Source organism: Terrisphaera buseokensis (assembly GCF_047521145.2).
GTDB lineage: Bacteria > Verrucomicrobiota > Verrucomicrobiia > Opitutales > Opitutaceae > ER46.
In genome coordinates this window covers 4,642,062-4,668,901 of sequence record NZ_CM134186.1, presented here as the reverse complement: position 1 = coordinate 4,668,901, position 26,840 = coordinate 4,642,062, and the positions used below count along the sequence as shown (strand labels likewise).

The following is a 26,840-nucleotide window of genomic DNA, read 5'->3' as shown; positions in this document are numbered from 1 at the left end:
CGGAGTTCGACGCGCCCGAGACGAACCACGGCATCGCGGAGAACCTGGACTACCAGCGAGCGTGGCATGCCGCCGGCAACGCCGCGTATCGCGGCTTCACGCTTTCCGGTGTATTCAACAAACGGACGCGCGGCATCCCGACGGGTAGCTTCGGCTCCTATTTCAACGATCCCCGCGCGCAGACTCAGGACATCTCCGGACATCTTGACCTGAAGTTTGAGCATGAATTCACCCCGGGGACGCAGCTGATGGCGCGCGTGGGTTATCATCGCTACGACTACCATGGGCTCTATCCGTACGATGCGGCGGTGGCGGGTGATCCCGTGAAGGTGTTGCTCAACCGGGACGACGCGCGCGGCGACTGGTGGGGGACCGAGGCCACGCTATCGCAGCGGCTGTCCAGCCAGCTGACCGTCACCACGGGGTTGGAGGTCAGGCAGAATTTCCGGCAGCGGCAGCTCAACTACAACGCGACCGAGCCCGCGACGGTCTTGGTCGACGACGCTGGCGGGTCTCAGCACCGCCGCGCTGACGTTCGACGACAAGGCCACGGCCGGCGAAATTCTCAGCGAGCTCAAGGGCCAGCGGCACATCAAGTGGGCCGTCATTTTCAAGGACGGCACCGCGTTTGCCAGCTACCGCAATCCGGGCTTTGTGGGAACGCTGCCCGGGCGGTCACCGGCTGAATTTGGCGAGAGCTTCAGCTCCGCAGGTCTCCTGCTGCATACGGCGATCGAGTTGAAGGGGGAGCGGGTCGGCACGCTCCAGCTGGCGGCCGACACGTCGCAGCTTGGGGCGCGTCTCTGGGAGTACGGCCAGATTCTGCTCGTGGTGTTCGTGGCGGCGTCGCTCGTCGCGGTCTTTCTGGCCGCGCGTCTTCAGCGGGCGATTGTGACCCCCGTCCGCCACCTGGCCGAGGCGGCGCGACTCATTGGCGAGGGACAGAACTACTCGGTGCGGGTCGAGCAGCGGAGCAAGGACGAACTGGGCCGGCTCACGATGGCGTTCAACCAGATGCTGGCGCGTATCCAGACTCAGGATGCCGCCTTGCGCGAGAGCCGGGAGCGGTTCGAGATCGCCGTGGCCGGGGCGAGCGACGGCATCTGGGACTGGAATCTCCTGACCAACGAGCGCTATCTCTCGCCGCAGTGGAAGGCGATGATTGGCTACGCCGAGGACGAACTCGACGTGAGCCACGAGGCGTGGGTCGAATTGATCCATCCCGACGATCGCGAAAATGCGGTGCGGGCGGTGACGGAGTACCTCGCCGGCAAGCGAGCGGTATACGAGGTGGAGTTTCGGATGCGGCACAAGGACGGTTCCCACCGCTGGATTCTGTCCCGCGGCGCGGCGTTGCGGGACAAGTCCGGAAAACCGTACCGCATGGCGGGCTCGCACACGGACATCACGGAGCGCAAGCAGGCCGAGGCCCAGATTCACGCGGCGCGCGAGAAGTTCGAATCGCTGGTCAACTCCATCAACGGCATCGTCTGGGAGGCTGATGCCGTCGAGGCGCACGTTCTCTTCATGAACGGCCAGGCTGAGCGCATTCTCGGTTACCCGCTGGATCGTTGGCTGGCCGAGCCGAACTTCTGGGCGAAGCTCTGTCATCCGGATGATCGCATGGCCGCCGCCCGGGCGAACAAGCGCGGCATCGCCATCGATATCACCGAGCAGAAAGTGGCGGCCCAGCAGATCGAGCGCATGCAGCGCGAGCTCGTCGACGCCTCTCGCCTCGCCGGCATGGCCGAGGTCGCGACCGGCGTGCTGCACAACGTGGGCAATGTGCTGAACAGCGTGAACGTCTCCGCGACGCTGCTGGTCGAGCCGGCGCGCAAGTCGAAAACCGGCAGTCTCACGCGCGCCGTCCAGCTGCTGCAGGATCACGGTCCGGACCTCGCGGCATTCCTCACCAGCGATCCTCGCGGCCGGCAGTTGCCGGCGTTTCTCGCCGCTCTCGCTGATCAACTGGCCCGCGAGCAGGCGTTGTTTGTGAAGGAGTCGCACGGCCTCCAGCAGAACGTCGAACACATCAAGCAAATCGTGGCGATGCAGCAGTCGTATGCGAAGGTGTCGGGCGCGACGGAGCTCATTGCAATGGCTGATCTCATCGAGGACGCGCTGCGTATTTCCGCCAGCGCGCTGGGACGGCACCGCATCGAGCTCGTGCGTGAATTTGAAAGTGTCCCGCCGGTTTCCGTCGATCGCCACAAGGTGATGCAGATCCTCGTCAATCTCGTCACGAATGCGAAGCAGGCGCTCGATGCGCGGGCGGAGGGGCGCAAAATTGTGCTGCACCTGTCGCGGAGCGCGGAGGAACGCGTCCGCGTGGAGGTCATCGACAATGGCGCGGGCATCGCCGCCGAGAATCTTGCGCGGATTTTCAACCAGGGCTTCACGACGAAAAAGTCGGGCCACGGCTTCGGCCTGCACAGCAGCGCCAACGCCGCCAAGGAAATGGGCGGGAGCCTGCACGTCCGCAGCGCCGGTCCCGGCACGGGTGCGACGTTCATTCTCGAGTTGCCGTTCGGCAAAGCCGACGGTCCGCGCCCGCGGGCCGGGGCGGTTGAGGACGCGCTTCGATCCCGACGGACGGAGGCGTAACCTGGCGGCGCAAGTGCGATATTGCCAAGACCAGCCGCGACGTTGACAGCCGCCGGTCGCTGACGCGGCCGAAGGACAGCTGGCTTTCAATATCGATGGCTGCGCTTGAGACGAAGACGAGAGCCCGTCTTCGCCGAGCCTACGGTGGGCAGCCCTCGCCTGTGGATAAAGGGTCGAATCGGTAAGCTGGCCTGCCAGCCGCAGGCGTGGCGAAGGCTGGCGGAGAGGGAGGGATTCGAACCCCCGGGACCTTGCGGCCCAGCGGTTTTCAAGACCGCCGCGATAGACCACTCTGCCACCTCTCCGTTTGGTTTTGTAGCATTCAAACCAAGCCTGCCTCCCGGGAAACTTGGGACTGCGACTCCGTTCGGCAAGCTTGGTTTGCGGGAACGCCCGGAGCGCCCGCTTCGCCCGCGTGAAGTCTCCGGCCTCACCCTCGGGCGATCGCAGGTTTCCCCTGTCGGCAGCGGCAAGCGGTGCGAGCGACGATGGGCATGCCGACCTGTTCGTCAGGCGGGCCGAAGTGCCTCCCCGATGTCGATGCGGGGCTCATGCGTATCCGAAACCGACTTACGACGGATGGCATCTTTCCCTCGCCGGCACCTGGAAGAGCGTGCGACCGGGCAGGACCCGCGCGATGAGGGCACCGCCCCGAACGCAGGATGGGTCGATTCCAATCTACACCGGGAATCGGTTCGAGCACCTGGTTGCCGGATGCATCCGTGGATGCACCGCCCGCGGCGACGTTTCTGTCCGGCCTGGTTTTCAGGAATGGGGAATAACGGGCTGAAACGGGCGCTCTCATTGGCGCGCTCCTCAATCTCTCCGCCATGACGCCGCTTTCACCTGTCCATGTCGCCGTTCACGCCAATCTCGCCGTTATCCGCCAAGGGATCGGCCTGCTGGCGGAGCTGGGTGAGGCCCGATTCACCGCGCGCATTCCGATTTGTTACAACGCCTCGGTCGGCGGCCATCTTCGCCACATCGTCGAGCACTATCAGTGTTTTCTCCGCGGCTTGGGCGAAGGCGGGATCGATTATGAGGATCGTGCGCGCGATCCTCTGATCGAGGGCAGTCCGGGCTATGCGTCGGCGATCATGGAAGAAATTTCCCATCGTCTCACCGTTTTGGCTGCGACGCTGCCGAACCGCGGCTTGCAGATCGGTGCCGGGACCGCCGAGGGCCTGATGACCGACACATCGGTGCTGCGGGAACTCGAGTTTCTCCTCAGCCACACCATCCATCACTACGCGATCGTCGCGGTGATGGCGCGCGTGCAAGGGTGCGAGCCGGAGGCGACGTTTGGCGTCGCGCCCTCGACAATCAAATTTCAGCAGACGCAGAACGTATGTGCACGGTGACCTGGAGTGGCGGTCGGGGAGGGTACGATCTTTTTTTCAATCGGGATGAATTGAACACCCGCGCGCCTGAGACGCCGCCTGGTCTTGCCCGGACGGCCGGCGTGAGCTTTGTCGCGCCGCGCGACGGGGAGCACGGCGGCACCTGGCTGCTGGCCAACGAATTTGGCCTGACGATTTGTCTGCTGAACGACTATGGCAGCGCGTGGCATCCGTCCGCTGCCGGGGCCCGCTTCAGCCGCGGGCACGTGGTCGTTGCGTGTGCCGGAGCAAACGCCCATGCGAGCGTCTACGCCATCGTGGACCGGCAACCGCTCCGGCGCACCCCGGCGTTTCACCTCGTGGCGCTTTCGCCGGAGGAAGGCCTGCTCGTGCTGCACTGGGACGGGACGACGCTTGCACGGCGAACGCGTTCCGTGCGCTGGCCGATCCTCTCGTCGTCGTCGTATGCCACCGCTGCAATCATCGCGAAACGCACCGCGTGCTTTGGCGCCATGATGCGATCGCCGCGGGCACCGGCCGTGGAGGAACTCGCTTCGTTTCATCGCCAGCACGAGCGGGACGGCGGCGCGCATTCCGTGCTGATGCGGCGACCGGACGCCGCCACGCGGAGCATCACGCACGTGTCGGTCCGCGCGGGTGTCATCGGCTTGAGCTACGCGCCGGTGCGTTGGGTGACCGGGGAGCCGGAGGTGCTGGGGCCGGTGCAAGTGAGGCTGCGAATGCGGCGGCGCGCGCCACTCGCGGCCTGAATCGGAACGATTCAGTTGAAAGGTGAAAGTTGAAGGTTGAAAGCCCCCAATCACCGTTCTTTCGACTTTCACCTTTCAACCTTCAACGGCATGAGTCCGGCTTGAGTTGCCGGCCGCGTGCTCGCAGCGGTGACAAATGACGCCGCCACCCGGAATAGTCCGGTGCGTCGCGGCTCTCATGCTCGATGCACGACGAGACTTTTCCGGCACTCGTGGAGGCTTACTACGCCCCGCTCTACCGCTTTGCGTTGAGCCTGGCGAAGAACTCCTCCGATGCCGGCGATCTCACCCAGCAGACGTTCTATGTGTGGGCCAGGAAGGGCGACGCGCTGCGTGATAAATCGAAAGCCAGGTCGTGGCTCTTCACGACGCTCTACCGCGAGTTTCTGCGCACGCGTCGTCGCGGCAACCGGATCACCGCAATCGAGGCTCTCGCCCCCGGGCAGCAGGACATGGCGGACGCGGAAGTCGACCTGGTGGCCAGGCTCGACGCTCCACTCGTGATCGAGGCCCTGCAGGAGGTCGACGACGCGTTCCGCGAACCACTCGCCTTTTTCTATTTGCAGGAACTCTCCTATCGCGAGATCGCAGAAATTCTCGGCCTGCCGATCGGCACGGTGATGTCGCGGCTTTCGCGTGGCAAGGCCCAGCTCCGCGTCCGGCTCGCGGAAAAATCCACGGGCGGAAGCATCATCGAATTTCCCCGGAAAAACGCCCGCCCATGAACCACCACGAGGCCAAGTTTCTTCTCCGCGCCTACCGTACCGATGGCAGCGATGCCGCGGATCCGATGTTCACCGCTGCGCTCGCGCAGGTGGGGCGCGATCCGCTGTTGCGGGATTGGCTCGAATGCGAGCAGTCCTTTGATCGTGCCGTCACGGCGAAGCTCAACGCCGTGCAACCTCCCGCCGGCCTCCGCGAGGCGATCCTCGCCGGGGGGCGCGCCAGCCAGCCGCGGCGCCGCTGGTCGGTGAATCCCGGCTGGCTCGCCGTCGCCGCGGCGATCGCGATCGTTTTTTCTGTCACGGTGCGGGTGCGCTCTCTCCGTTCATCGGAAACTGGCGCCGGCGATTTTGCCGCGTTCGCCATGAATGAAGTGGCGAAAACGCACGACCTGCACACGACCCTCCGCCCCGAACTCGCCGGCTTGCAGGATCGCCTGGCCAACGCGGCTTTGCCGCTGCCCGCGCACCTGCAGATGGACGGCGATGAACTTCGCCGGCTGGGCTGCCGCCGGGTGAGCTTCGCCGGACGCGAGACGTTCGAGGTCTGCTTCTACCACGGCGGTTTCCTCTATCACCTCTATGTCACCGCCGTCGACGGCCTCGCGCCCGGTTCGGCGACGGCGGTGGAGGCAGTTTCGCGCGTTGCTTCGAGCGGGCACTTCAACGCGACGGCCTGGAAGGATGCGAAGTTCGCCTACGCGCTTGTGACCTACGATGGAGCCCGGGCGCTGCGTCGGTTGCTCTGAGGTCCCCGCCGGATCGGCGTGCTCCACTTGAAAACGAATTCGTCCGGGCCAGACGGGCGGCGGGGGAATAACGGGCGCGAGTCGCGCTCCTACTGGCAATGAAAGCACCTTCCCCGCTGTCCAAGCCTCTGGTCGTCGTAAGCTGGCTCGCCCGCATCACGGTTGCGGTCATTCTGCTGCAGACGCTCTTCTTCAAATTCACCGGCGCGCCCGAGTCGGTCTACATCTTCACCACAGTGGGGCAGGAGCCCTGGGGGCGCTACGGTTCGGGCGTGGTGGAACTGATCGCGAGCGTGCTGCTCTTCGTGCCGGCCACGGTCGCCGTCGGTGCGGCCCTCGCTCTCGGGACGATGAGCGGAGCCATTTTCTTTCACCTGACCAAACTCGGCATCGTGGTCCACGACGATGGCGGCACGCTCTTCGCCCTGGCGCTCGTCGTGTTCGTCTGTGCCGCGTTTCTCCTCTGGCTCCATCGCCGGACGCTGCCGGTGGTGGGCCCGCAGCTTTGAATTTTTCACTCGAATGAAATCGCGCTGCATCCGTCTCTGCCTCGCCGTGCTCATGATCCTGCCCCTGATTGCGCGTGCTGAAAAGCCCGTCAACGCCTCCGTCTTCGGCGTCGCGATCAAGGGCTATGATCCGGTCGCCTACTTCACCGACGCCAAGCCCGTGAAGGGTGGGACCGATTTCACGTTCGATTGGAATGGCGCGACGTGGCGTTTCGCCAGCGCCGCGCATCGCGACACCTTCAAAGCCGCACCGGAAAAATACGCACCGCAGTATGGTGGTTATTGTGCGTGGGCCGTCAGCGAAGGCCGCACCGCCGGAATCGATCCCGCCGCGTGGAAGATCGTGAACGGAAAACTTTACCTGAACTACAGTTTGGAAGTTCAGAAAAAGTGGGAAGCGGACATTCCCGGCCACATCGCCAGAGCCGAGGTGAACTGGCCGAAGCTGCTGAACAAATGACTCCGCGCTGCTCTGCCGGGTTCACCTTCCGTCGTGCCTGATTGGTTCGAATCTGTGTTGCGCGAAGCCGGCGCCGGCGGCCCGCTCGCCTTGGCGGCCCTCGCGCTCGCCACGCTGGTCAGCGAGGACCTGGCCTGTATCGCGGCGGGGCTGCTCGTTGCCCGGGGTGGGTTGAACTTCGGGGCTGCCACGGCGGCGTGTGGGGTGGGAATTTTCGCCGGCGATCTGCTGCTCGTTCTGGCTGGTCGCGGGCTTGGTCGTCCCGCGCTCGGGGCCAAGCCTTTGCAGCGGTGGATTCCCGCCGAGGCAGTCGCGCGGGCTGAGCGTTGGTTCGGCCGCCGTGGCCCGGGCCTGATCCTGGCCAGTCGCTTCATGCCGGGTACGCGGCTGCCGACCTACTTTGCCGCTGGTGTGCTCCGCGCCCCGCTCGCGCCTTTCGTCGGCTGGTTTCTCCTGGCCTCCGCAGTCTGGACGCCGCTGCTGGTTGGCGGCGCCGTGGTGTTGGGAGAATCGGCGCTGCGACTCCTGGAAACGTGGACCCAAGCCGTGCCGGCTTTGATCGGAGCGGGCGTTGTGGTGGGTGTGGGCCTGCGGCTCGTGGTTTCTTTTAGCACGTGGCGCGGGCGACGTCTGCTGCTCAGCCGCTGGCGTCGACTGACGCGCTGGGAGTTCTGGCCCATGTGGGCGGTGTATCCACCGGTCATCGGCTATATCCTCTGGCTGGGAGTGCGTCATCGGAGCTTCACCTTGTTCACGCTTGCCAACCCGGGCATCGGCGCGGGCGGTGGTCTGGCCGGCGAGTCGAAGAGTTCCATTTTGCGCGGCTTGGCCGGTGCGGGCAACGCGGTGGTGCCGTGGGCGCTGATTTCCGCCGGTGCGCCGGACGCAAGGACCGCGCAGGTCGTGGGCTTCATGCGCCGTGTCGGACGGGAATTTCCGGTCGTGTTGAAACCCGATGTCGGCGAGCGCGGCCGCGGAGTCGTGATTGTGCGAGATGGAGCCGCGCTGACTGCGGCCCTCACGCACGCCGCCGCGCCGATGATCGCGCAGGCGTACGTGCCCGGAGTGGAGTTCGGCGTGTTCTATGTTCGCCGGCCGACAGCGGCGCGCGGGGAAATTTTTTCGATCACCGCCAAACACCTCGTGGCCGTGGTGGGCGATGGCGAAAGGACCTTGGAGGAACTCATCCTGGCCGACGACCGCGCCGTGTGCATGGCGCGGTTCTTCCTCCGCCACCATGAGGCGCGGCTCGACGAGGTTCCGGCCGCCGGAGCATCCGTCGTGTTGTCGGAACTCGGGACGCACTCGCGCGGCGCGCTATTTCTCGACGGCACGCACCTCGTGACGCCGGCGCTGACCATTGCGATCGAGCAGGTGAGCCGCGCTCATGCAGGATTTTATTTCGGACGCTACGATGTCAGGACGGCTTCGGTGGAGGCTTTCCAGCGGGGAGAGTTCACCGTGATCGAATTGAACGGCCTGACATCGGAGTCGACGAGTATCTACGATCCGCGGCACAACGTGTGGTTTGGCTGGCGCGTGTTGTGCCGGCAGTGGCGGCTGGCCTTTGATATTGCCGCGGAGAATCGCGCGCGCGGGGCAAAACCGCTCACGCTGCGGGAAGTGATGGCGCTGGTCGCGGCTCATACCCGCTCCCCATGAACCCGCTTGTGTTTCCCGTCGTGGCCACCGGCCGCTACGAACTCTCTCTCGCGGAAGATCTCGACGACGTGCGCGCGGTCCAGCGTCTGCGCTTCAGGATCTTCAACCTTGAACTGCACGAGGGCCTGGCGGAGGCGTACGCCACCGGTCTCGACGCCGATGCGTTCGACGAAGTATGCGACCACCTGCTTGTGCGGGATCGGGAAACGAATTCTGTCGTCGGCACCTATCGCCTCCAGACCGGTCGCAGCGCCGCCGCGCACCGTGGCTATTACAGTGCGCAGGAGTTTGAGTTTCACGGGTTCGAGCCCGTGCGCGATCAGCTGGTTGAGCTTGGCCGGGCCTGCGTGGCGGCAGAGCACCGCAATCTGATCGTGCTGAATCTGCTCTGGCGGGGCATTGCCCGGTACGCGCAGTCCCACGGCGCGCGCTACCTCACCGGCTGCAGTTCACTGACCACGCAGGACGAGGCGGCGGCACTTGCGACTTACAATGGCCTCGCGGGCGCGCATCTGGTTGAAGCGCGCCTGCAAACCCGCCCGCGCTCCGGCTGGCGCTGCTCGGCGTCCACCGGACGGCCCGTCGCGTTGCCGATCCCCAAACTCCTCCGGGCCTATCTTGCACTGGGCGCTAAAATTTGCGGCGAGCCAGCCATTGATCGCGATTTTGGCACCGTCGATTTCCTGACGTGGATCGACGTGCAGTCGATTCCGGTGCGCACGCTCCGCACGATCACCGGCTGATGTCCTGCCTGGGCTCACGCGTCCGTGCTTTCGGTCGGGCCGCCGCCTTTGTGTTGGTGGCGGTGGCGGCCGCGGTGATCATCGTGTTCCGGCGAGGCGATGTCGCGGCGCGTGCGCGCTGGCTGCAATGGACCTGCGGCCGGGTGGTCCGCGTCCTCGGCCTCACGATCACCGAGTTGGGCGAACCTTCGGCCGGTGAAATCATCGTGGCCAATCATGTCAGCTACCTCGACATCGTGGTGCTGGCGGCCCTGCGGCCCGTCGTGTTTGTGGCGAAACGCGAGGTGCGGGACTGGCCCTTTCTCGGTTGGTTCGCCCGGTGGGCCGGCACCCGCTTCATCGACCGTGAGCGCCGCGGGGATGTCGCGCGCGCGGTGACTGAGTTCGCTGCGGCCGTCGCGAGTGGCGTGAGTATCGTGATTTTCCTGGAAGGCACGAGTAGCGATGGCCGGGAGGTGCGGCCGTTCAAGTCTTCGCTCCTGGCACCGGCCGTCGCAGCGCAATGGTCCGTGGTGCCGGCGGCGATCTCGTATTCGCTGCCGACCGGACACGACGTGGCGACAGAAGTGTGCTGGTGGGGTGACATGACGCTTGCGCCGCACCTGCTCCATCTCTTCACGCTGCCCCCAATCCACGCGTGTGTGGCGTGGGGTGCCGCCGTGCCGGCGTTGGCTGACCGGAAGGCGCTCGCGGTCACGCTGCACCGCCACGTGAGCCGACTGAATGGGGTGGTCGTGGCAGCGGCGGGCTGAGCAGCGACCAGGCGCGGAGAGTTTTTCAAGACCCTGAAGTTTCGATCGGCCGCGCCCCGGCGGTCGCACGTATCCTGAAACCTGCGACCAGGTGGCACCGGCGCGGATGGCGCCGGCTCGACACCAGCGACGTCACGGACCGTCGCGCAACGGCCCCCCCCGGACCTCCGTGAATCTGTCACCCTACGAGGCTATGCCGGTACGGGTGCAGTGCGTCACCGGCGGATTCTGCCGGCAACGGCGGGAGTGACGGCCTTCCTCCCAATACGGAGTAGGTGCGCTCCTTGTCGGACGTCTGGTGGTGAGCACGCTCGGCGGCGATGAGCTACGTCTCCCCCGTTTCACCTTCCGCCGTGGCCGAGCTGCAGGGACTCTACGGCGCTTTTTCGTTTGCCGAAAAGCTGCTGCAGAAGATCTGGCTGCGCGGCGATTTCGATCGCGCGGCGGCGTGCACCACCGATGGACGGCGCGTGCGGTTGGTGCACGCCGGCAGGTGGAATCTCCTCGGCGGACCGGATTTCACCGACGCGCGGCTGCGACTCGGTGACGACGCGGACCCGGAGATTCGCGGCGACGTCGAGGTCCACCTGCACGCCGAGGATTGGAACGTCCACGATCACGCGCGCGATCCGGCGTATGATCGGGTGGTGTTGCACGTGGTGCTGTTTCCGCCGGGCGAAGGCCGGGTGACTCGTGGCGTCGGTGGACGCGAGATTCCGACGCTGGTACTGCTGCCGCTGCTGCACCGCGGGATCGAGGAGTTCGCGGCGGATGAGGCGGTGGAGTCACTGGCCCGGCGCCCGCTGGCTCGACTGCCGGCGGAACTTGGGACGCTGCCCTTGGTGGAGCTCGAAGTCTTGTTGCGGCTACAGGCGCTGGAGCGCTGGCGGCAGAAGGTCCATTTTTCCCGGATACGCGTGGAACGGCTCGGTTGGACGGAGGCCTGTCATCATGCGGCGCTGGAGATTCTGGGTTATCGTTTCAACCGCGCCCCGATGTTGCGGATTGCCGGACGTTGGCCGCTGGCGGGTTGGGCGGATGGGGCGGTCGATCCGGATGAGGCCTTCACGGCCGAAAGCGAAGCGTGGAGCGTGCAGGGAGTGCGGCCCGCGAATCAACCTCGTGCGCGGCTCCTTCAGTACGCGGCGTGGACGAGGGCGCGTCCCGACTGGCCCGTTCGGCTGCTCGCGTTTAGTGACAATGAGGCGGTGGCGGTCGCGGACATGGCGGGAGCGACGCGAGACTGGCGGCGTCGGCACGGCCTTGGCGCATTGCGGAAGAGAGTGGCGGACGAGTTGTGCGGTGGCGTGCTGGGTGGGACGCGGTTGGACAACGTGATTTGCGACGGGATGCTGCCGCTCATGGCCGCACACCGGGGGGGCGAAGCGGCCGGAATGTGGTATCATTGGTATGCCGGAGATTTGCCCGCGTGGCTGACGAGTGGATTGCGGCAGCTCGGGTATTTTGACGGCCGGAATTTGCCCGTTTGTCATGGCGCAGCGCAGGGGGTGTTGGGGTGGTTTTTGCAACGCGAACCGACCCGCTAGTCCCTCGGAGGGGCGGGGGGCTTGACAAAATTTTGCACGGGCCGATACGTTTACCGACTCAATACAACTCACTTTCAAGAAGTGGGCCCTGCGGCCCGCTTTTTTTTTCCTTATCAAGCGCACCCTATGAGCAGCGAAATTCTATCCGTCCTGGAATACATGGAGAAGGAGAAGGGCATTCCGCGTGCCGACATGATCGCGACCATCGCGAATGCCTTGAAGACCGCCGCGCAAAAGGGCGTAAATTCCGGTCAGGAACTGAAGATCGATATCAATCCGAAGAACGGCCAGCTGCATGCGTGGTCGGTGCTTAAAGTCGTTGACTCCGTAAGCAACCCGAAGACGGAAATTCATGTGGAAAAAGCCCAGGCGGTGAAGCCGGGCGCGGTGATTGGGGAGATGCTCGAGAAGGAGATCGATCCGTCGACTCTCGGTCGCATTGCAGCTCAGACTGCGCGTCAGGCCGTGATGCAGCGGCTGCGGCAGTTCGAGAAGGATCGCATTTACGATGACTTCAAGGACCAGGTCGGAAACATCGTGACCGGCACCGTGCGCCGGCGTGAGCGTAACGATCTCTTCGTCGATCTCGGCAAGGCCGAGGCTGTCATGCCGGGCAAGGAACAGGTCCCGGGTGAAGAGTACCAGCCGGGCGAGCGTATTCGCTGCCTGCTGATGGAAATTGAGAGCACGCCGCGCGGGCCGGAGATCATTCTCAGCCGCGCGAGTCCGAAGTTTGTGCGCCGCCTCTTCGAACTCGAAGTCACCGAAGTGGCCGATGGCACGGTGAAGATCGAGGCGTTCGCCCGTGAACCGGGTTACCGCACCAAGATTGCGGTCACGAGTTCTGATCCGAAAGTCGATCCAGTCGGTGCCTGCGTCGGTGCGCGCGGTGCTCGCGTCAAGACGATCGTCCGGGAGCTCGGTGGCGAGAAGATCGACATCATCAAATATTACGCTGATCCGCGCGAGATGATCATCGAGGCGCTCAAGCCGGCGGTGCCGCGCGAGATCGTGCTGGATGAGAAGACGCATCGCATCCTGCTCAAGGTGGCAACCGACGATCTCGCGGTGGCCATCGGTCGCAAAGGCCAGAACGCGCGGCTCACGTCGCGCTTGATTGGCTGGCGGCTCGACATCGAGGAATTCAAGGCGGTCGGCGCGGACCCGGAGGGTGACGCCAAGCGCAAGCTGGTCACGTCGCTCGGCATCCCGGAAGCGCAGGCTCTGCGTCTCGTCAAAGCCGGTTTTGTTTCCCTCGAGTTGTTCGAAGGCGTCGAAGCGGGCGACCTCGAGGGTGCAGGTTTCACGGCGGAAGAAGCGGCTGATATCATCAACCGTGTCGCCGCGCGCACTCGATAATCTTTAACTTTTCCGACCTTAGGTATACCGCTGCATGAGCATTCGCATTCACAAACTGGCCGAAGAACTCGGTTTGGACAACAAGGAGATGATGGCGCTTCTCAAGGAGCGAAAGATCATCGCCCAGGATGTGAAGTCGGTCTCGAGCACGGTGGATAACATCAATGCGTCGGCCTTGCGCGACGAGTTCGCAGCCAAGAAGCCGGCGGCTGCGCCGGAAGCACCCGCGCCCGTCGCGGCCGATGCTGGCACGACCGAAGCTACGGTGCCGCGCGTGTCGATGCCGACCGGAGCTTTTGTCAAATCCAAGCAGGATATCGAGCGCGAGAAGGAAGCGGCGATCGCCGCCCGCGCCGCGGCGCTGAAGGCCGCGTCCACGCCCTCGGCTCCTGCCGCCATTCCCGCCGCTCCGGCTGCGCCCGCTGTTTCGCAGCCGCCGGCGGCCCCGCGTCCGGTTTCGGCGCCACCGCCAGTCGCGCCGCCGCCGCGCTATGTGTCGGCCCCGCCGCCGCTCGCCCGGATGCCGGTCACCCCGCCGTCGCCGCGGCCTGCCGCCCCGACGCACGCTCCGTTTACGCCTTCGCCTTCGATTCCGCCGGTGAAGTCCGCTGCTGCGGCCGCCGCATCGACGCCCCCGGCCGTTCCGCCGCCCGTGTCGGCTCCGGCCCCGATGCCGCCTCCGGTGTCCCGCGCGCCCTTTGCGCCGTCGCCCGTTTCGGTTCCGCCGATGGCCAAGGCTCCCACGACGCCGCCGGCGTTTCCGCCGCGCGCCTCCGCGCCGTCTCCGGTCATGGCCCCCAAGCCGCCGCCCCTGCCGGGCACCTCGCCGGGATTTGCCAGCACGACGCCGGTCGTGCCGCAGATTACGATTCAGGGCGACGTCAAGATTCTCCACCTGAAGCCGCCGATCGTCGTGCGGGACTTCGCCGTCGCGCTCGGCCTCAAGCCGTTCAAGCTCATTTCGGAGCTGAACCAGATCGTGGGATTCGCGGCGATGAACTCGAACATCGAGGAATCCGTCGCGCAGAAGGTGGCCGAAAAGTACGGCTTCATGCTTGAGATCAAGCACCGCGGCGACGTCGCGGCGCAGCAGGCAGCGGCCAAGGAGAAGAAGGAAAAGAAGCCGGACGAGGATGAGTCCAAGCATCTCGTCACCCGTCCACCCGTCGTGTGCATTCTGGGTCACGTCGACCACGGCAAGACCTCCTTGCTCGACGCCATTCGCAAGGCCGACGTGGCCGCCGGCGAGGCCGGTGGCATCACGCAGCATATCGGCGCGTACCAGATCGAATTCAACGGCCGCAAAATCACGTTCCTCGACACGCCCGGTCACGCGGCGTTCACCAAGATGCGCGCCCGCGGCGCGAGCGTCACCGACATCGCGATCCTCGTGGTCGCGGCGGACGACGGCTTCATGCCCCAGACGGATGAAGCGCTGAAGATCGCGTTGAGCGAAAAGCAGAATCACCCGGAGCGCTTCGCCCTCATCGTGGCCGTCAACAAGATGGATGTGAAGGGCGCCAATCTGGATCAGGTGAAGAACCAGATGCAGCAGCGCAACATCGCACCGGAAGACTGGGGCGGTGAGACGATCACGGTCCCTGTCGCCGCGATCAAGGGGCAGGGTATCAACGAGCTGCTCGAGATGATTCTCCTGCAGACGGACGTCCTCGAGCTGAAGGCCAACCCGAAGGCCGAGGCCAGCGGTGTGATCATCGAGTCGGAAATTGATTTTGGCCGTGGCCCGCTGGCGACCGTCATTGTCCAGCGCGGCACCCTGCGCGTCGGCGATGCCATGGTGAGTGGACCGAACTACGCGAAGGTTCGCGCGATGTTCGACGACCAGGGCAAGAACGTGAAGGAAGCCCCGCCCGGCACGCCGGTGCGTGTCATCGGCTGGACCGGCACGCCGGACAGCGGCGCGGCCTTCAAGGTCGTGAAGAATGCCCGCGAGGCGGAGAAAATCGCCGAGGACGAGCAGCTTCGCATCAAGAAGGTGGCGACCACCGCGGCCGCCGTCCCGAAGGAAGTTTCGGTCGAGCAGCTGTTCGCCAACATTGCCGCCACGCAGGCGAAGGTGCTCAAGGTCATCATCAAGACCGACGTGTTTGGTTCCTCCGAGGCCGTGCGCAACATCCTCGAGGGCATCAAGAGCACGAAGGTCTCGCTCGAAATCGTTTCGATCGAGGTCGGTCTCGTCACCAAGAACGACATCGCGATGGCCGCGTCCACCGGCGCGACCGTCATCGGCTTCCACACCAAGCTCGAGAACGGCGTCACGCCGCTCGCCAAGCATCACGGCGTGCGGCTCGAGACCTACGACATCATTTACGAGATGGGCGACAAGGTGCGCGAGATGATGGCCGACCTGCTCGATCCGGATCTCAAGGAGACGAAGACCGGTGCAGCGGAAGTCCGTCAGGTCTTCCCGCAGGCCAAGGGTTTCGTCGCCGGCTGTCTCGTCACGGAGGGCAAGATCAACCGCAACGCTTCCGCCCGGCTCCGCCGCGGCAAGGAGATCGTCCACGAGGGCAAGATCGCCACGCTCCGCCGCTTCAAGGACGACGCGAACGAAGTTCGCGCCGGTCTCGAGTGCGGTATCAAGCTCGACGACTTCAACGGCTACCAGGCCGGCGACGTCATCGAGTGCTACGAGGTTCAGAAAGTCCGGGCTGCGCTGTAACCAGCGCGGACCGGGGATGGCGGAGGGCGGATCGGTTGTAAACGACTGGTCCCTCCGACGTCCGCCCTTCGAAATCCGACATTGCCATGAGTAACCGCATGATTCGCGTCAACGAGCTCGTCCAGCGCGAGCTGAGCGACATCCTGCGCAAGCGCTACCAGAGTGAGTCCGTGGCGATCACGATCTCCGAGGTCAAGGTTTCGCCGGATCTGCACGACGCGCGGGTGTTCGTCTCGATCATCGGGGATGAGGAGACCGCCACGCAGAAGCTTCGCTGGCTGCGGACGAAGGCCGTCGAAATCCGCGAGGAAGTCGGCCGTCGGATCGTCCTGAAGTTTCTGCCGAAGTTCGAATACGTGCTCGACCAGTCGGCCATTCGCGGCGCGCGCATCCTGAAGATGATCGACGAGATCGTGCCGCCGGCGGACGCCACGGGTCCGGCGACCCCACCGCCGTCCGTACCGAAAGTCGAGTGACCGGCCTGTTGTCGTGGAAAAATACTACCCGCAACTCTCGGCTGACTTTGCCCGCCTGCTCGCCGCGATCGCCGGCCGCAAGGTGGCCGTCGTGGGCCACGCCCGGCCGGACGGCGACTGCATCGGCTCGCAGGTGGCGCTGGCCCGCGTATTGGCGGCGCGGGGACATGATGTCATTTGCGTGAACGCGGATCCGGTGCCGCGGCGGTTGCTGTTCCTTGTGCCAGGGATGAAGTTTTACCGCACCGACGAGGTGTTGCAGTCCACGGAGGATCGCGCCGCGATCTTTGTGGATTGTGCCGATCACGCCCGTCCGGGCGAGCGGTTGAAGCTGCGTTATCCCGCGCCGGTGGCGGCAATCGATCATCACCTGTCGAATGGCGGTTTCGCGACGTTCAACCTCATCGACAGCACTTCCGCGGCGACCTGCGAGATTCTGGCGGGAATGTTTTTCGACAACGGCCTGGCCGTCGATGCGATCACGGCACAGGCGCTGTTCGCGGGGATACTGACCGACACGGGGCAGTTCCGTTTTCAGTCCACGTCGCGGCGCTGCTTTCTGCTCGCGGGCGAACTGGTCGCGCGCGGTGCGAAACCGGCGCAGGCCGGCTATGAACTTTACGAACGGGAGTCGGAGGCGAAGCTGCGACTGCTGCAGCACTTTCTCTCCTCGCTCAAACTGGAGTGTGGTGGCCGGGTCTGCATCGGCGTGCTGCCGGCCGGAATCTTCGAGCAGACCGGCGCGACGGCCGAGGACACCGAGGGCCTCGTGGATTACGCGCGCAGCATCGACGGCGTCGAAATCGGCGCGTTGATTGAGGAACGGGCCGATGGCGGACGGAAGGCAAGCCTGCGGGCGAAGGAGCCGGCCTTGCGGGTCGATCTCGCGGCGGCGGTGTTCAATGGCGGCGGGCACGCCTGTGCGGCGGGGCTGAACCTCAAGACCGGGGCCGAGAACTTTTACGCGCGGCTTGTCGCCGTGCTGGCGCAACGGATTGCCGCGGCGGACGCGGAGCGGACGCGTTGATGACATGCTGTTACAGCCCAAGGAACTGGAGGGCATCCTCCTCGTGGACAAACCCCGCGATCACACGTCCCACGACGTGGTGGCGCGGCTCCGCGGCAAGTTGAAGATGAAGCGTATCGGCCATGCCGGTACGCTCGATCCGATGGCGACGGGACTGCTGATCATGCTCGTCGGCAAAGCCACGCGCGTCTCGCAGTACCTCACCAGTCTCGACAAGGAGTACGAGGGCACGGTCGAGTTCGGCAAGGTCACTGACACCCAGGACGCCGACGGCGAGGTGATGGAGACGCGCCCGGTGCCGCCGCTGACGGAGGCGGACGTGAAGGCCGCGCTGCAGGGCTTCCTCGGCGATCAGTACCAGACGCCGCCGATGTATTCGGCGATCAAGATCGACGGCGTGCCGCTCTACAAGAGCGCGCGCAAGGGCGAGGACGTCGAACGCGAGCCGCGGTTTATCCGGGTGATGAGCTGGGACCTCACGCGCTTCGCGCTGCCGCAATTTGATTTCCGCCTGCGCTGCACGAAGGGCACCTATGTCCGCACGCTCGCGCACGACATCGGCCAGAAGCTCGGCTGCGGCGGGCATCTTGCGGCGCTGCGCCGCACGGCGACGGACAAGTTCAACGTCTCGCAGGCGCTGACGCTGGATCAGATCCTCGCGATGCCGATCCCTGAAATCGAAAAGCGCCTGATCGCACCGCGCGACGCGGTGCCGAGCATCGCGCTGTAACGCGACGCGGGACGGAGCGTGACGGTCACCGCGCAAGCCACGATGAATCTGCCCGTGTCGATCGACGGTCTGGAGCAGGCGGCTCTCCCGCCACGACCGCTTCATCTCGCGATCGGGATGTTTGACGGCGTGCATCTCGGCCATCGCGCCGTGATCGATGCCGCGGTCCAGTCCGCGCACGGCAGCGGCGGACTGGCCGGCGTGCTGACGTTCTGGCCGCATCCGAGCACGCTGTTCCGGCCGCAGGAACCCACGCGCCTGATTCAGGACTCGGCGACGAAAGCCCGCATGCTCACCGGGCTCGGTGTGGACGTCGTGATCGCGCAGCCCTTCACCCGCGAACTGGCGGCCGTGGCAGCGGAAGAGTTTCTGCCGTGGTTGAAACAGCGGCTGCCGCGCCTCGCGGCCGTGTATGTGGGAGAAAACTTCCGTTTTGGACAGGGCCGACGGGGAGACGTCGCGCTGCTGATTGCTTCGGGTCGGCAGCTCGGCGTGCGCGTCTTCAACGCCGCGCGCGTGCGCCTCGATGGCGACTCCATCAGCAGCACGCGGATTCGCCGGCTCCTGGCTGCGGGTGAAGTCGAGGCGGCGAACGCCCTGCTCGGTTACGCCTACGTGGCTTCGGGCGTGGTCACACCGGGCAAGAGGCTGGGGCGGACCATTGGATTTCCGACGTTGAACCTGGAGTGGGCACCGGAGTTGAAGCCGCGTTTTGGCGTGTATGCGGTGCGGGTTTCCGGGGCCAAATCTGCAGCGCCGTTGCCCGCCGTCGCGAATTACGGCCTCCGGCCCACGGTGGAACAGACCACGGTGCCGCGGCTGGAGGTGCACGTCCTCGGCGATTGTCCCTTCGGGGAAGGTGACGCGGTCACGACCGAGTGGCTGCGTTTCCTGCGACCGGAGATGAAGTTCGCGAACGTCGAGGCGTTGCGCGCGCAGATCGCGCAGGATCGGGCGGCGGCGGCGGCTTATTTTGGCCGTTAACGGCGCGAGATTTTTCCTTGCGCTGCACCGCGGTGCTCGCGTTACTCGCCGACTCAGATTTTCGGACCTTTAGCTCAGTTGGTTAGAGCGTTTCGTTGACATCGAAAAGGTCACTGGTTCGAGTCCAGTAAGGTCCACCATCTTGATAAGCCGCTACTCCTTAGGGATATGCGGCTTTTCTGTTTTTGGAAAAGTGCCGTTTGCTAACGTGGATGCTAACGTGTCCGCTCGCGTTCGCGCACGTTTGGGCGCGTCCAGACCCGCAAGACCTGCGGATCGGGCTTTTCCGCTGTTTGATGCGCTCTGTATATTTTTAATATACATAACAATCAACTGCTTACGTGTTTTCCGTGCTTGTCTGGCCGGCTAAAGTGCCGTTTAACAGGGGCAGACGACGACGGCACGCCGCCGCACGGCGCAACGACAGGACCAAAGGACCAAAAACATGAAAACAACTGCTTCTCTCCAGCCAAAAACGGGAACCGAGTACGACACTGAACAGGTCGCCTGGGCGTTCGGACGTCTGCTCGACTTCAGCGACTCACTGAGCGACGCCTTGGCCTTCTGGGAGGGCCAGAATGGCAGCAATGGGACCACGTTGGCCGCGCGTGAAGGCTTGGCGTGCCTTCAGGACTTTGCGGCCATCTGCGAGGCGACGAACAGACACCGGAGGAGGGCCGAACCAATCGCGATCCGCGCCATGGTTGCCGAGGCCTTCGCTGAGCACGCAAAAGCAGAGCGGAAACGAACGCCGGCAGAAATTCGGACGGACGGCGTGACAGATCGCGCATTTCGTCGAACGAAACGACGCTGAGTAACCTCCTTGCTGTTTAAACGCGTTGCCGCTCTCGAAAGGGGGCGGCTTTTTTGCCGATATTCGCGCACGTCAGCCCGAGTAAGAGAGGCTTCGAGGCTGGACCTTTTGAGGCTCGCTGATTGGACTGCAACGCGCAGTGACAGATTCCTCTACATCGATTTCCGCTCCTAACCCTGAGAACAACGGAGTAGAGCAGGTCCAGACTGGCGGTTCTTCCCTCGTTTCGTCGCTCCCTGAAAACTTACAGCGAGTGGGGGCCCTGAGCAATTATGCTGCTGCTGATGCAATCGAGGGTGTTGACGGAGGAATTCGACAGGGTCCGGCGATGAAGTTCCTCGCTACTTGGGTGCGCGGCATTGAGCACCGGGGCATTGAGGATAGACAGGCACGCGAAACGGCAGAAAACGCCCTGGCCGCCGCTCAAGTGACGGTGACGAGGTTGTCCGTCACCAACGCAGAGCAAGCCAAGGATATTGAATCGCTGAAAGCTGATCGACGACTTCGGGGAGCAATCATCGGAATCTGTGCCGCGTGTTTTGGCGTTACGGCCCAAATCGCAATTGAGAAACCGTCTTTTTTGGCGGTGTTTTCTACGTGCATGTTCGGTGTGATAGCGGGGGCCGGTTACTTCCTTCCCTCGAGAAATTTAAAGAATTAGCGATGCTCCGATTCGATCCAATTCCCGAAATCCAACTGCTCGGCGTGTTCGATGCCGGAGTGCCCAACCGTGAGCGAATTGCTTTCCAGATAAAGCTAGCAGTGAACCTTGGGAATTACGCGGTCGTTGTTGGGTGGAAGGGATCGGATGGTAGTGCGATTCCACTTCCTGATCAGTTCTATTGGCTCGGTGAGCAGTGGGTGGACGCAGATTCGATTCTCCTGCTATACTCAGGGTCGGGGACTAGGCAGACCGGCATGCTGCAAGAGTTGAAAAAGACCTACCTCGCTTTGCATTGGGGAAAGCCCTCGGTCATTTTCGACAACCCCAACTTCGCTCCGTTGCTATTTCAAATCGGAGCAGTCGGATTCACGGACACTTCGTACAGCTTACTTGCGCCGAAGACTCCGTCGTTGCCAACGCCGAGCGGAACTCTCCCGACTTTGCCGGTTGGCCCGTTGGCAGGGGCCAAAGCTCCTCCCTACAATCCCTTCGCGTTTGATTCCCCGAAGTAAGTCGTTATCGAGCGGGCTCCTCGACTTTGTTCAGCGGTTACGTTTCCGGAAAATGAACCCCACCGCGCTGGTGAAACCCGTGCTCCCCATGACAGAGGGAGCCCAACGCGGCGAGGAATGAAGGGCGCTCGCTTAAACGCCCGACAAAGGGTCTTGAGACAAAAAGAAGTGAGCCCGCCGTGCTGTTTGAAGCGCGTGCACTCCACGAGTGGAGTCCCAGCACGACGGGCATTGAACGGCGGCGATGCAGAACCGCCGAACAAAGGGAAAGCGCACGTCGTTTAAACGGCGCGAGCGAACGAGGTCACTCGGCAACGATGGCGAGATCGTCGGCGTGGGCTTCGACGAACGCGGCAAGTTCATCCTCCGCGGACGCCATGGCTTGCTTGGCCGCTGCGGTCTGCCGGTCCATTTCGGCGGCGGCGAGCCGGAGCGCGGAGATCGGAGCGCCCAGCGTGTTCAGGTGCACCCATTCCACGCCTTCCGTCTTCGAAAGGTACCGACTCAACTCTGACTCGGCTTGCTGGAGACGACTCGAGATCCGAGTGGCCTTCGTCACGCGAGAGTTCAACTGTGCCCATGCCTTTTCCGCCGCCGCGCGCAGTTGATCACGCTGGGTGAGTAAGACGACCCCGGCGTTTTGCTCGCGAGCAATGGCTTGGTTGAACTCTCTGAGCTTCGCGGCGGCTTCGTCGCGCTGTTTCAACAGAGATTCCTCCCGGTTGAACATCCGAGCGAAGGCCGCAACGACAACGTTGGGCTGGCTACGTTCTGCGGCGACGGCAGCAAGCGCATGCTTCATCGACGGTGACTTGCCCGAGCGCACGCGCTCACGCGCCTCAGCGTGCATCGGCAGCGGTGCGCCCATTTCGCCGCGCCCGACAACCATGTGCTTGCCCTGGCCATGACCAAACGGTAGCGGGCCGCGTGCGTCAGAATTATTCACGGGACCCGTGAGAGGGTCTTTGGCCGTGCGAGGAGTTTCGGCGGCGTTGGAGCTGAGTGGTGCAGGTACGCTGCTAAGGGTGGGTGTATTCATAAAATGATGACTGATTAAACGGTGAGGCTGGCGCGGAGTTCTTTGATGCGGGCGACGATTTGCCCGCGTTCGACTGGCGACTTCGATTCGTCGAGTCGCGCTTTCAGTTCGTCGTATTCGGAAGCTGGCGACGCATACGCGACGGCCGGTGAATTGCTGCCACCGTGGGCGCGACGGTGAGCCTCGCCCCATGCGTCAATGTGGCTGCTCACGCGGTCCACGAGGCCGGCGGCGCGGGCCGATTCCCCGAAGAACGCTTGGCCGCGCATGGCCTCGGGCTGGATGCGCTTGCGGCCGGATTTCACGTCACGGCTGAACATCGCGAAAAGCTCGTCGGCCCGCGCTTGAAGGTGGGCCATCTGTTCCTCGGTGTACGAAGTGCCGGGATAGCCCATTCCCTTGTAAGTGCCGCCCGTGTTTTTGACGACGCCCGTCTTGATGCCCGCGGCCTCGCCGGCCTTCGAAGAGTCCTTCCATGGGAAGAAAACGCCGATGCTCCCCACATTCGCGGACGTGCTCGCGACGATGGTCGAGGCTTGCGACCCGATCCAGTAAGCGGCGCTGCCCATCATGCCGTCAGTGAAGGCGACGACGGGCTTTTTCTTGGCCGCGTCGCGAACCTGGGCGGCGAGTTCCGGGATCCCCGTGATTGCACCGCCGGGCGAGTCGATTGTAAGCAGGATCGAACGGACCTCAGGCGAGAGCATCGCTTGCGACACCTTCGCGCTGACGGCTCCGGTGTCCGTCGCGCCGAGCAACACCCTTTCGAGGATGCCGGGTGCGCGGAGGAGCGGACCGTTGATCGGAATCTCCGCAACGCCGTCAGCGATGGACATTGCCGACGCTCGCTCGCGCTGTTTCAGCAATTCTTCCAGAATGCCCGCGCTGTAGTCGCTGGCGTGTTCGAGCGTTTCGAGCAATGCCTCGTGCGCGCCAGCTTCCAAAAGCCATGGGTGCGCGAGCAACTGCCCGTAGATCATTGCGAGGGCGGGGTTCATTTCGCGGCGGGAGCGTTGGGATTGAGCGGGTCCCCGACATCACCCCGCCGCATGCTGGCGAGGATCGCGGCGTCCGATGCCTCAGGACAGATCGGCGCTTCGATGCGCTGGCTTTGGATCGGTCCATCGGTCGGGCGGACGTGAACGCTGCCTTGCCGAACTTTCAGGAACGGTGCGACGACGGCTGTGAGCGCGTTCCCGTCGTACAGGGGGATCACTGCCCGGCCGAGCGGGTCGAGAACCGCGGCGGGCTGGATGCCCAACGATTGAATGCGACGCTGAGCGGTGAGCACTGCGATGCCGCCCGCGCGCGCGATGGTGGAGACGTTGTAGAGCCGGTGTGGAGTGGAGGTCATTGGTTATCGGTTAAGAGTGGTCATTTACCAGTGGTCACGGTGTTACCGGCCGCGGCCGATTTCTCCTCTGTAGGTCGAGGATCGGCGCTGGCTTTCGGGATGGGTTGCCCGCACTCGGCAGGATGTACCGGACACGGCGTGCAAAATGATTTTAGGCGTAACGCTGTTACGTCGGGGCCAATCGCACGCCAGAGGGGCGGAACCGCGCACGAGGGGGGCCTTGCATGTAACATCGCCCGCGGCTTCACACAAAAGGAAACGGCTTGGTGTCTCCTTACCTAAGAACCTCGCGCCGGGGCGAAGAGATTCCTTGTGCCGGGGGGTGGGTCACAGGGCCGGAAGCGCCAGCGGGGGGCCGTCCTGTTGCGTCTGTGCCCGTACATGGCGCGTTCGCGGCCTTCGCCTTCTGCCATCGCTTGCGAGCCGATTCGCTGAGCTGGTCACGGTTCTTTTGCGTTCGAAGCTGCGCTGACGTGATGCCAAACGTCTTCTGAAAATCGGCTGAGTGTAAAGCGAAGCAACGGCGCGAGGCTTTGACGTGTGGGAGTCGCCCGATGGCTGCGAGCGATTGACCGCCTAACAGTGCCGGCCGGAGGAGCGATGCGGCACAAATGGCACGCTTGCCGGCCTCCTCTACGCTGACGAGGCACGCGAGGGAATGGTTGGCCCTATCGCTTGGCCCTTGCCGGCGTCTACCGAGAACTACCCAGCGGACAAACTCAGCCAGGAGGTGCGCCATCTCGGCTTGAGTGTACGTCCGCGGGGCTGCGTCGCCCGGTGCGTCGTCGGCGGGACAGTGCCCGTCAACGGCTCTGTCGATTTGGTCGTAGTCGAATTGCTGATGCTTGGATTCATTCATTGCCTCCGTGGGTTGTTGGTTAGTGCGTTGTAACGAGAAAAAAGATACGCTATTGATGGCCGTTTAAACGCTGCTGCTGCGCCGATCCATCGCTGGGCTTGCGGCCGGTCTAAACGTAGTCGTGGCTCGCTTGAAGTAGAAGCCCTCCGCGCCCGTGCCGACGTTGCGGCCTTTCGCCTGAATGAGCTGCTGAAAAAACTCCGGCCGATCTTCGACGCTATCCGTGTCCTTCTGCGGGGCCTTCGTAAATTTGTCCTCGTCCGGGCGGTGGATGAAGATGACGCGATCCGCATCCTGCTCGATGTCGCCCGAGTCGCGGAGGTCGGACAAACGGGGCTCGCGATTCCCGTCGTTGACGCTGCCGCGGTTGAGCTGCGCGAGGAGAATTACGACGCAATTGAGTTCCATCGCGAGGCGCTTCAGCCCCTTCGTCACGTTGCCGACCGCCTGCGCTTTGGTCTCGCCGCGGGCGGGCTCGCAATCGGCGATCAGACCGAGGTAATCGACTGCAAGGATGTCGAGCGGGCTCTGTGAGTGGATCGCCTTTGCCCGTGCTGTGATGGCTGCAAGCGTGCGGTCGCAGTCAAAGATGTGAAGATTCGGAACGTCGAGGCAGCGCAGGGCGTCAACGAAATCCTTTTGATCGCCGTGGTGAGCGGTCGGCAGTTTACCCCATGTCACTTTCGAGGCAGTCGTTGCCATCTGGATCGCGATGTCGTCGGGCGACACTTCGAGCGATACAACGAGAACGTTCATCCCGTCCATCGCAGGCTTCAACACCAGCGGGCGCATGAGCGACGACTTTCCGACCGATGGACGCGCGGCGATTACGATGAACTCTTTGCGGCGAAACTGCTTGAAGGCATGGTCGAGAATCGGCCACGGAAACGGGACCGTTTCGCCCAGAGGCTCGTGCTTTTTGTCGATCAATTCGAAGACCCGCTTTTCAACGTCGCCGATGACTTGCTTCCATTTACGGACTTGGCTCGCGTTGCAGCCTGCGACTGCTGACGAGAGCTTCGCGAGGGTTTCTCCAAGATGTTCTTTCAGGCTACCGCCCGTGAAAGAGTAGCAGAGTTCGACGAGCGCCGTTCCGAGCCGGATGATTTCGCGCAGTTGTGCCAACTCACGGACCTTTTCGACAAAGTACCACGCTTGCGCGGTCGTTGGAATGCGGCTCGTGACCTGCGCTAGAAACGCATAGCCGCCGACACGATCCAAGTCGCCCGACTCCTTCAACTTTTCGGCAACGGTACCGATGTCCGGAGTGACGCCCGCGGCGTGCAGGTCTTGGCATGCCGCGAAAAGAGCGCCGTGTTTTGGGTCGTAGAAAGACGCGATGCCAATGCCGGCGGCGTAGCATTTCGCCAGCACTTCAGCGCCGTCGAGGAAGATGCAGGAAAGCAAATACTCCTCGGCTTCCAGGCTGTGTGGGAGCGTGCGCCCGACTGCCGGAGCGCGGATTTCTCCCGGTTTGATCGGCTGGGCGGTTTCGAATGATTCGGTCGGTGTCATGGTGTTCAAACGGGTTTGAGGTTCAGGCGGTTTGCTTGGGTCTGAATTGTCGGCCATTGCGAAAAGAGTTCGGCGAAGCGCTGCGGGTGCACGCTGGCGAGGTGCTGCAAATCGGAATCGCTGAAGCGCGGAACCTCGGCGGGGCGCTGGACTGCGGCTGCGCCGGGCTTGGCCTTCGGTTCGAACAACCCCTGCCATTGCTGGGCGACAGTTTCGCGAATGGACTGGATCGCTACGTCGTGGCCCCATTCTGCGAGGCGGGAGAGCTGTGCCGTTTCAGACTTCGGGACGAGCTTCGCAAGGTGACGCTCGCGACGATAGCCGGCGTAGTCACTCCAAGCGCTTCGAAAGGCCGGGGTGTTCAAAACATCAGGTAGTGGGACACCCGCGGCGTCAGCCGCTTGTTCTGATTTTCTTCTGATTTTCTTCTGACTTTCTTCTGATCTAGCCAACGGCTCAAATTTGGCGCGTTGGCTAACGCTCGCCACTGGCTGACTATCGCTGGCCGTTGGTTGGCTAACGTTCGCCGTTGGTTGGCTAACGGCTAGAAGCGTGAACGTCGAAGGGGCACGAAGGGTGGGTGTTGAAATATGGAGAAGGCCCATTTCAACGAAGACAGGAAGGTGCGCTTTGATCGTCGTAACGCCGACGCCGCTGATGCGCTGGATCCAAGCGTGAGTTGTCTCGTAGGTCTCGGACCCTTTGTCGCTGGCGATCTCGCAAAGTGCATCGTAAACGCCGAGCGCGGATGCGACGTTGTTGGTTGCGTCAAACGCGTCGCGGATTCTCCGTCGAACGGCCTTACTCTGCCAACACCAAGGGTCTTCCTTGCTGCAAACGCGGATTGGAAGAGGGTCAGCCATGACATAGAAAGCCTTTCTTTTGCGACGACAGGACCGTCGATGCTTGGAGAGAACGGATCTGAGCAGGGGAGACGTGAGGCGGTGCGGCCTTGCAGCGCGCAGC

At 63.7% G+C, this 26,840-nt stretch carries 25 protein-coding genes and 2 tRNA genes; 21 read left to right on the top strand and 6 right to left on the bottom strand.

Translation table 11 applies throughout. The features are described 5' to 3' along the window. The first annotated feature begins 441 nt into the window (after positions 1-441). On the top strand, positions 442-2,604 hold the full coding sequence (locus ACLJEU_RS17585; RefSeq protein WP_457795394.1) for a PAS domain-containing protein: 2,163 nt from the start codon (positions 442-444) through the stop codon (positions 2,602-2,604). A gap of 217 nt (positions 2,605-2,821) precedes the next feature. Here ACLJEU_RS17585 and ACLJEU_RS17580 read toward each other — a convergent pair. Then, a tRNA-Ser gene (locus tag ACLJEU_RS17580) sits at positions 2,822-2,909 on the bottom strand. 525 nt (positions 2,910-3,434) lie between these two features. Here ACLJEU_RS17580 and ACLJEU_RS17575 point away from each other — a divergent pair. From ACLJEU_RS17575 to ACLJEU_RS17480, 20 genes are all read left to right on the top strand, one after another. Next, positions 3,435-3,965: a hypothetical protein gene (locus ACLJEU_RS17575; RefSeq protein ID WP_414660205.1), complete on the top strand. Its 531-nt coding sequence runs from the start codon at positions 3,435-3,437 to the stop codon at positions 3,963-3,965. A 50-nt stretch (positions 3,966-4,015) separates the two neighbouring features. Continuing rightward, positions 4,016-4,714: an NRDE family protein gene (locus ACLJEU_RS17570; protein ID WP_414660206.1), complete on the top strand. Its 699-nt coding sequence runs from the start codon at positions 4,016-4,018 to the stop codon at positions 4,712-4,714. Between the two features lie 185 nt (positions 4,715-4,899). Beyond that, the gene (locus ACLJEU_RS17565; protein WP_414660207.1) at positions 4,900-5,439 is read left to right on the top strand and encodes an RNA polymerase sigma factor; all 540 of its coding nucleotides are present in this window, start codon (positions 4,900-4,902) and stop codon (positions 5,437-5,439) included. Then, positions 5,436-6,185: a hypothetical protein gene (locus ACLJEU_RS17560; RefSeq protein ID WP_414660208.1), complete on the top strand. Its 750-nt coding sequence runs from the start codon at positions 5,436-5,438 to the stop codon at positions 6,183-6,185. Before ACLJEU_RS17565 ends, ACLJEU_RS17560 begins: the two co-directional genes overlap by 4 nt. A 98-nt stretch (positions 6,186-6,283) precedes the next feature. Then, entirely contained in the window at positions 6,284-6,694 is a 411-nt protein-coding gene (locus ACLJEU_RS17555; RefSeq protein ID WP_414660209.1) for a DoxX family membrane protein, read from the top strand. A 13-nt stretch (positions 6,695-6,707) separates the two neighbouring features. After that, the gene (locus ACLJEU_RS17550) at positions 6,708-7,154 is read left to right on the top strand and encodes a YHS domain-containing (seleno)protein (RefSeq protein ID WP_414660210.1); all 447 of its coding nucleotides are present in this window, start codon (positions 6,708-6,710) and stop codon (positions 7,152-7,154) included. 33 nt (positions 7,155-7,187) lie between these two features. After that, positions 7,188-8,816 (top strand): DedA family protein, encoded by a 1,629-nt coding sequence (locus tag ACLJEU_RS17545; protein ID WP_414660211.1) that lies wholly within the window; start codon positions 7,188-7,190, stop codon positions 8,814-8,816. Continuing rightward, positions 8,813-9,559: a GNAT family N-acetyltransferase gene (locus tag ACLJEU_RS17540; protein ID WP_414660212.1), complete on the top strand. Its 747-nt coding sequence runs from the start codon at positions 8,813-8,815 to the stop codon at positions 9,557-9,559. Before ACLJEU_RS17545 ends, ACLJEU_RS17540 begins: the two co-directional genes overlap by 4 nt. Then, positions 9,559-10,311, top strand: a complete 753-nt coding sequence (locus ACLJEU_RS17535; RefSeq protein WP_414660213.1) for a lysophospholipid acyltransferase family protein — start codon at positions 9,559-9,561, stop codon at positions 10,309-10,311. The genes ACLJEU_RS17540 and ACLJEU_RS17535 overlap by 1 nt, the downstream gene beginning before the upstream one ends. Positions 10,312-10,631: 320 nt before the next feature. After that, positions 10,632-11,858, top strand: coding sequence for a DUF2851 family protein (locus ACLJEU_RS17530; RefSeq protein ID WP_414660214.1), 1,227 nt, complete (start codon positions 10,632-10,634; stop codon positions 11,856-11,858). Positions 11,859-11,984: 126 nt separating this feature from the next. Then, positions 11,985-13,217: a transcription termination factor NusA gene (gene nusA, locus ACLJEU_RS17525; protein WP_414660215.1), complete on the top strand. Its 1,233-nt coding sequence runs from the start codon at positions 11,985-11,987 to the stop codon at positions 13,215-13,217. A gap of 34 nt (positions 13,218-13,251) precedes the next feature. Beyond that, positions 13,252-15,900 (top strand): translation initiation factor IF-2, encoded by a 2,649-nt coding sequence (gene infB, locus ACLJEU_RS17520; RefSeq protein ID WP_414660216.1) that lies wholly within the window; start codon positions 13,252-13,254, stop codon positions 15,898-15,900. 86 nt (positions 15,901-15,986) lie between these two features. Then, entirely contained in the window at positions 15,987-16,376 is a 390-nt protein-coding gene (rbfA, locus tag ACLJEU_RS17515) for a 30S ribosome-binding factor RbfA (protein WP_414660217.1), read from the top strand. Positions 16,377-16,389: 13 nt separating this feature from the next. Continuing rightward, positions 16,390-17,403, top strand: a complete 1,014-nt coding sequence (locus ACLJEU_RS17510) for a DHH family phosphoesterase (RefSeq protein ID WP_414660218.1) — start codon at positions 16,390-16,392, stop codon at positions 17,401-17,403. A 4-nt stretch (positions 17,404-17,407) separates the two neighbouring features. Then, positions 17,408-18,133, top strand: coding sequence for a tRNA pseudouridine(55) synthase TruB (truB, locus tag ACLJEU_RS17505; protein ID WP_414660219.1), 726 nt, complete (start codon positions 17,408-17,410; stop codon positions 18,131-18,133). A gap of 42 nt (positions 18,134-18,175) precedes the next feature. Continuing rightward, the gene (gene ribF, locus ACLJEU_RS17500) at positions 18,176-19,117 is read left to right on the top strand and encodes a riboflavin biosynthesis protein RibF (RefSeq protein WP_414660220.1); all 942 of its coding nucleotides are present in this window, start codon (positions 18,176-18,178) and stop codon (positions 19,115-19,117) included. Between the two features lie 63 nt (positions 19,118-19,180). Further along, positions 19,181-19,257: transfer RNA gene (locus ACLJEU_RS17495), tRNA-Val, on the top strand. Positions 19,258-19,562: 305 nt separating this feature from the next. After that, on the top strand, positions 19,563-19,931 hold the full coding sequence (locus ACLJEU_RS17490; protein WP_414660221.1) for a hypothetical protein: 369 nt from the start codon (positions 19,563-19,565) through the stop codon (positions 19,929-19,931). 328 nt (positions 19,932-20,259) lie between these two features. Next, the gene (locus ACLJEU_RS17485) at positions 20,260-20,592 is read left to right on the top strand and encodes a hypothetical protein (protein ID WP_414660222.1); all 333 of its coding nucleotides are present in this window, start codon (positions 20,260-20,262) and stop codon (positions 20,590-20,592) included. A gap of 2 nt (positions 20,593-20,594) precedes the next feature. Continuing rightward, positions 20,595-21,107: a hypothetical protein gene (locus ACLJEU_RS17480; protein ID WP_414660223.1), complete on the top strand. Its 513-nt coding sequence runs from the start codon at positions 20,595-20,597 to the stop codon at positions 21,105-21,107. Between the two features lie 304 nt (positions 21,108-21,411). Here the strand turns inward: ACLJEU_RS17480 and ACLJEU_RS17475 are convergent, their stop codons facing one another. From ACLJEU_RS17475 to ACLJEU_RS17455, 5 genes are all read right to left on the bottom strand, one after another. Further along, positions 21,412-22,053: a hypothetical protein gene (locus ACLJEU_RS17475; RefSeq protein WP_414660224.1), complete on the bottom strand. Its 642-nt coding sequence runs from the start codon at positions 22,051-22,053 to the stop codon at positions 21,412-21,414. 107 nt (positions 22,054-22,160) lie between these two features. Beyond that, positions 22,161-23,144 (bottom strand): S49 family peptidase, encoded by a 984-nt coding sequence (locus ACLJEU_RS17470; protein WP_414660225.1) that lies wholly within the window; start codon positions 23,142-23,144, stop codon positions 22,161-22,163. Beyond that, positions 23,141-23,500, bottom strand: coding sequence for a hypothetical protein (locus ACLJEU_RS17465; RefSeq protein WP_414660226.1), 360 nt, complete (start codon positions 23,498-23,500; stop codon positions 23,141-23,143). The genes ACLJEU_RS17470 and ACLJEU_RS17465 overlap by 4 nt, the downstream gene beginning before the upstream one ends. 922 nt (positions 23,501-24,422) lie before the next feature. Then, entirely contained in the window at positions 24,423-25,874 is a 1,452-nt protein-coding gene (locus ACLJEU_RS17460; RefSeq protein ID WP_414660227.1) for a replicative DNA helicase, read from the bottom strand. A 5-nt stretch (positions 25,875-25,879) separates the two neighbouring features. After that, positions 25,880-26,737 (bottom strand): hypothetical protein, encoded by an 858-nt coding sequence (locus ACLJEU_RS17455; protein WP_414660228.1) that lies wholly within the window; start codon positions 26,735-26,737, stop codon positions 25,880-25,882. Positions 26,738-26,840 lie beyond the last annotated feature (103 nt).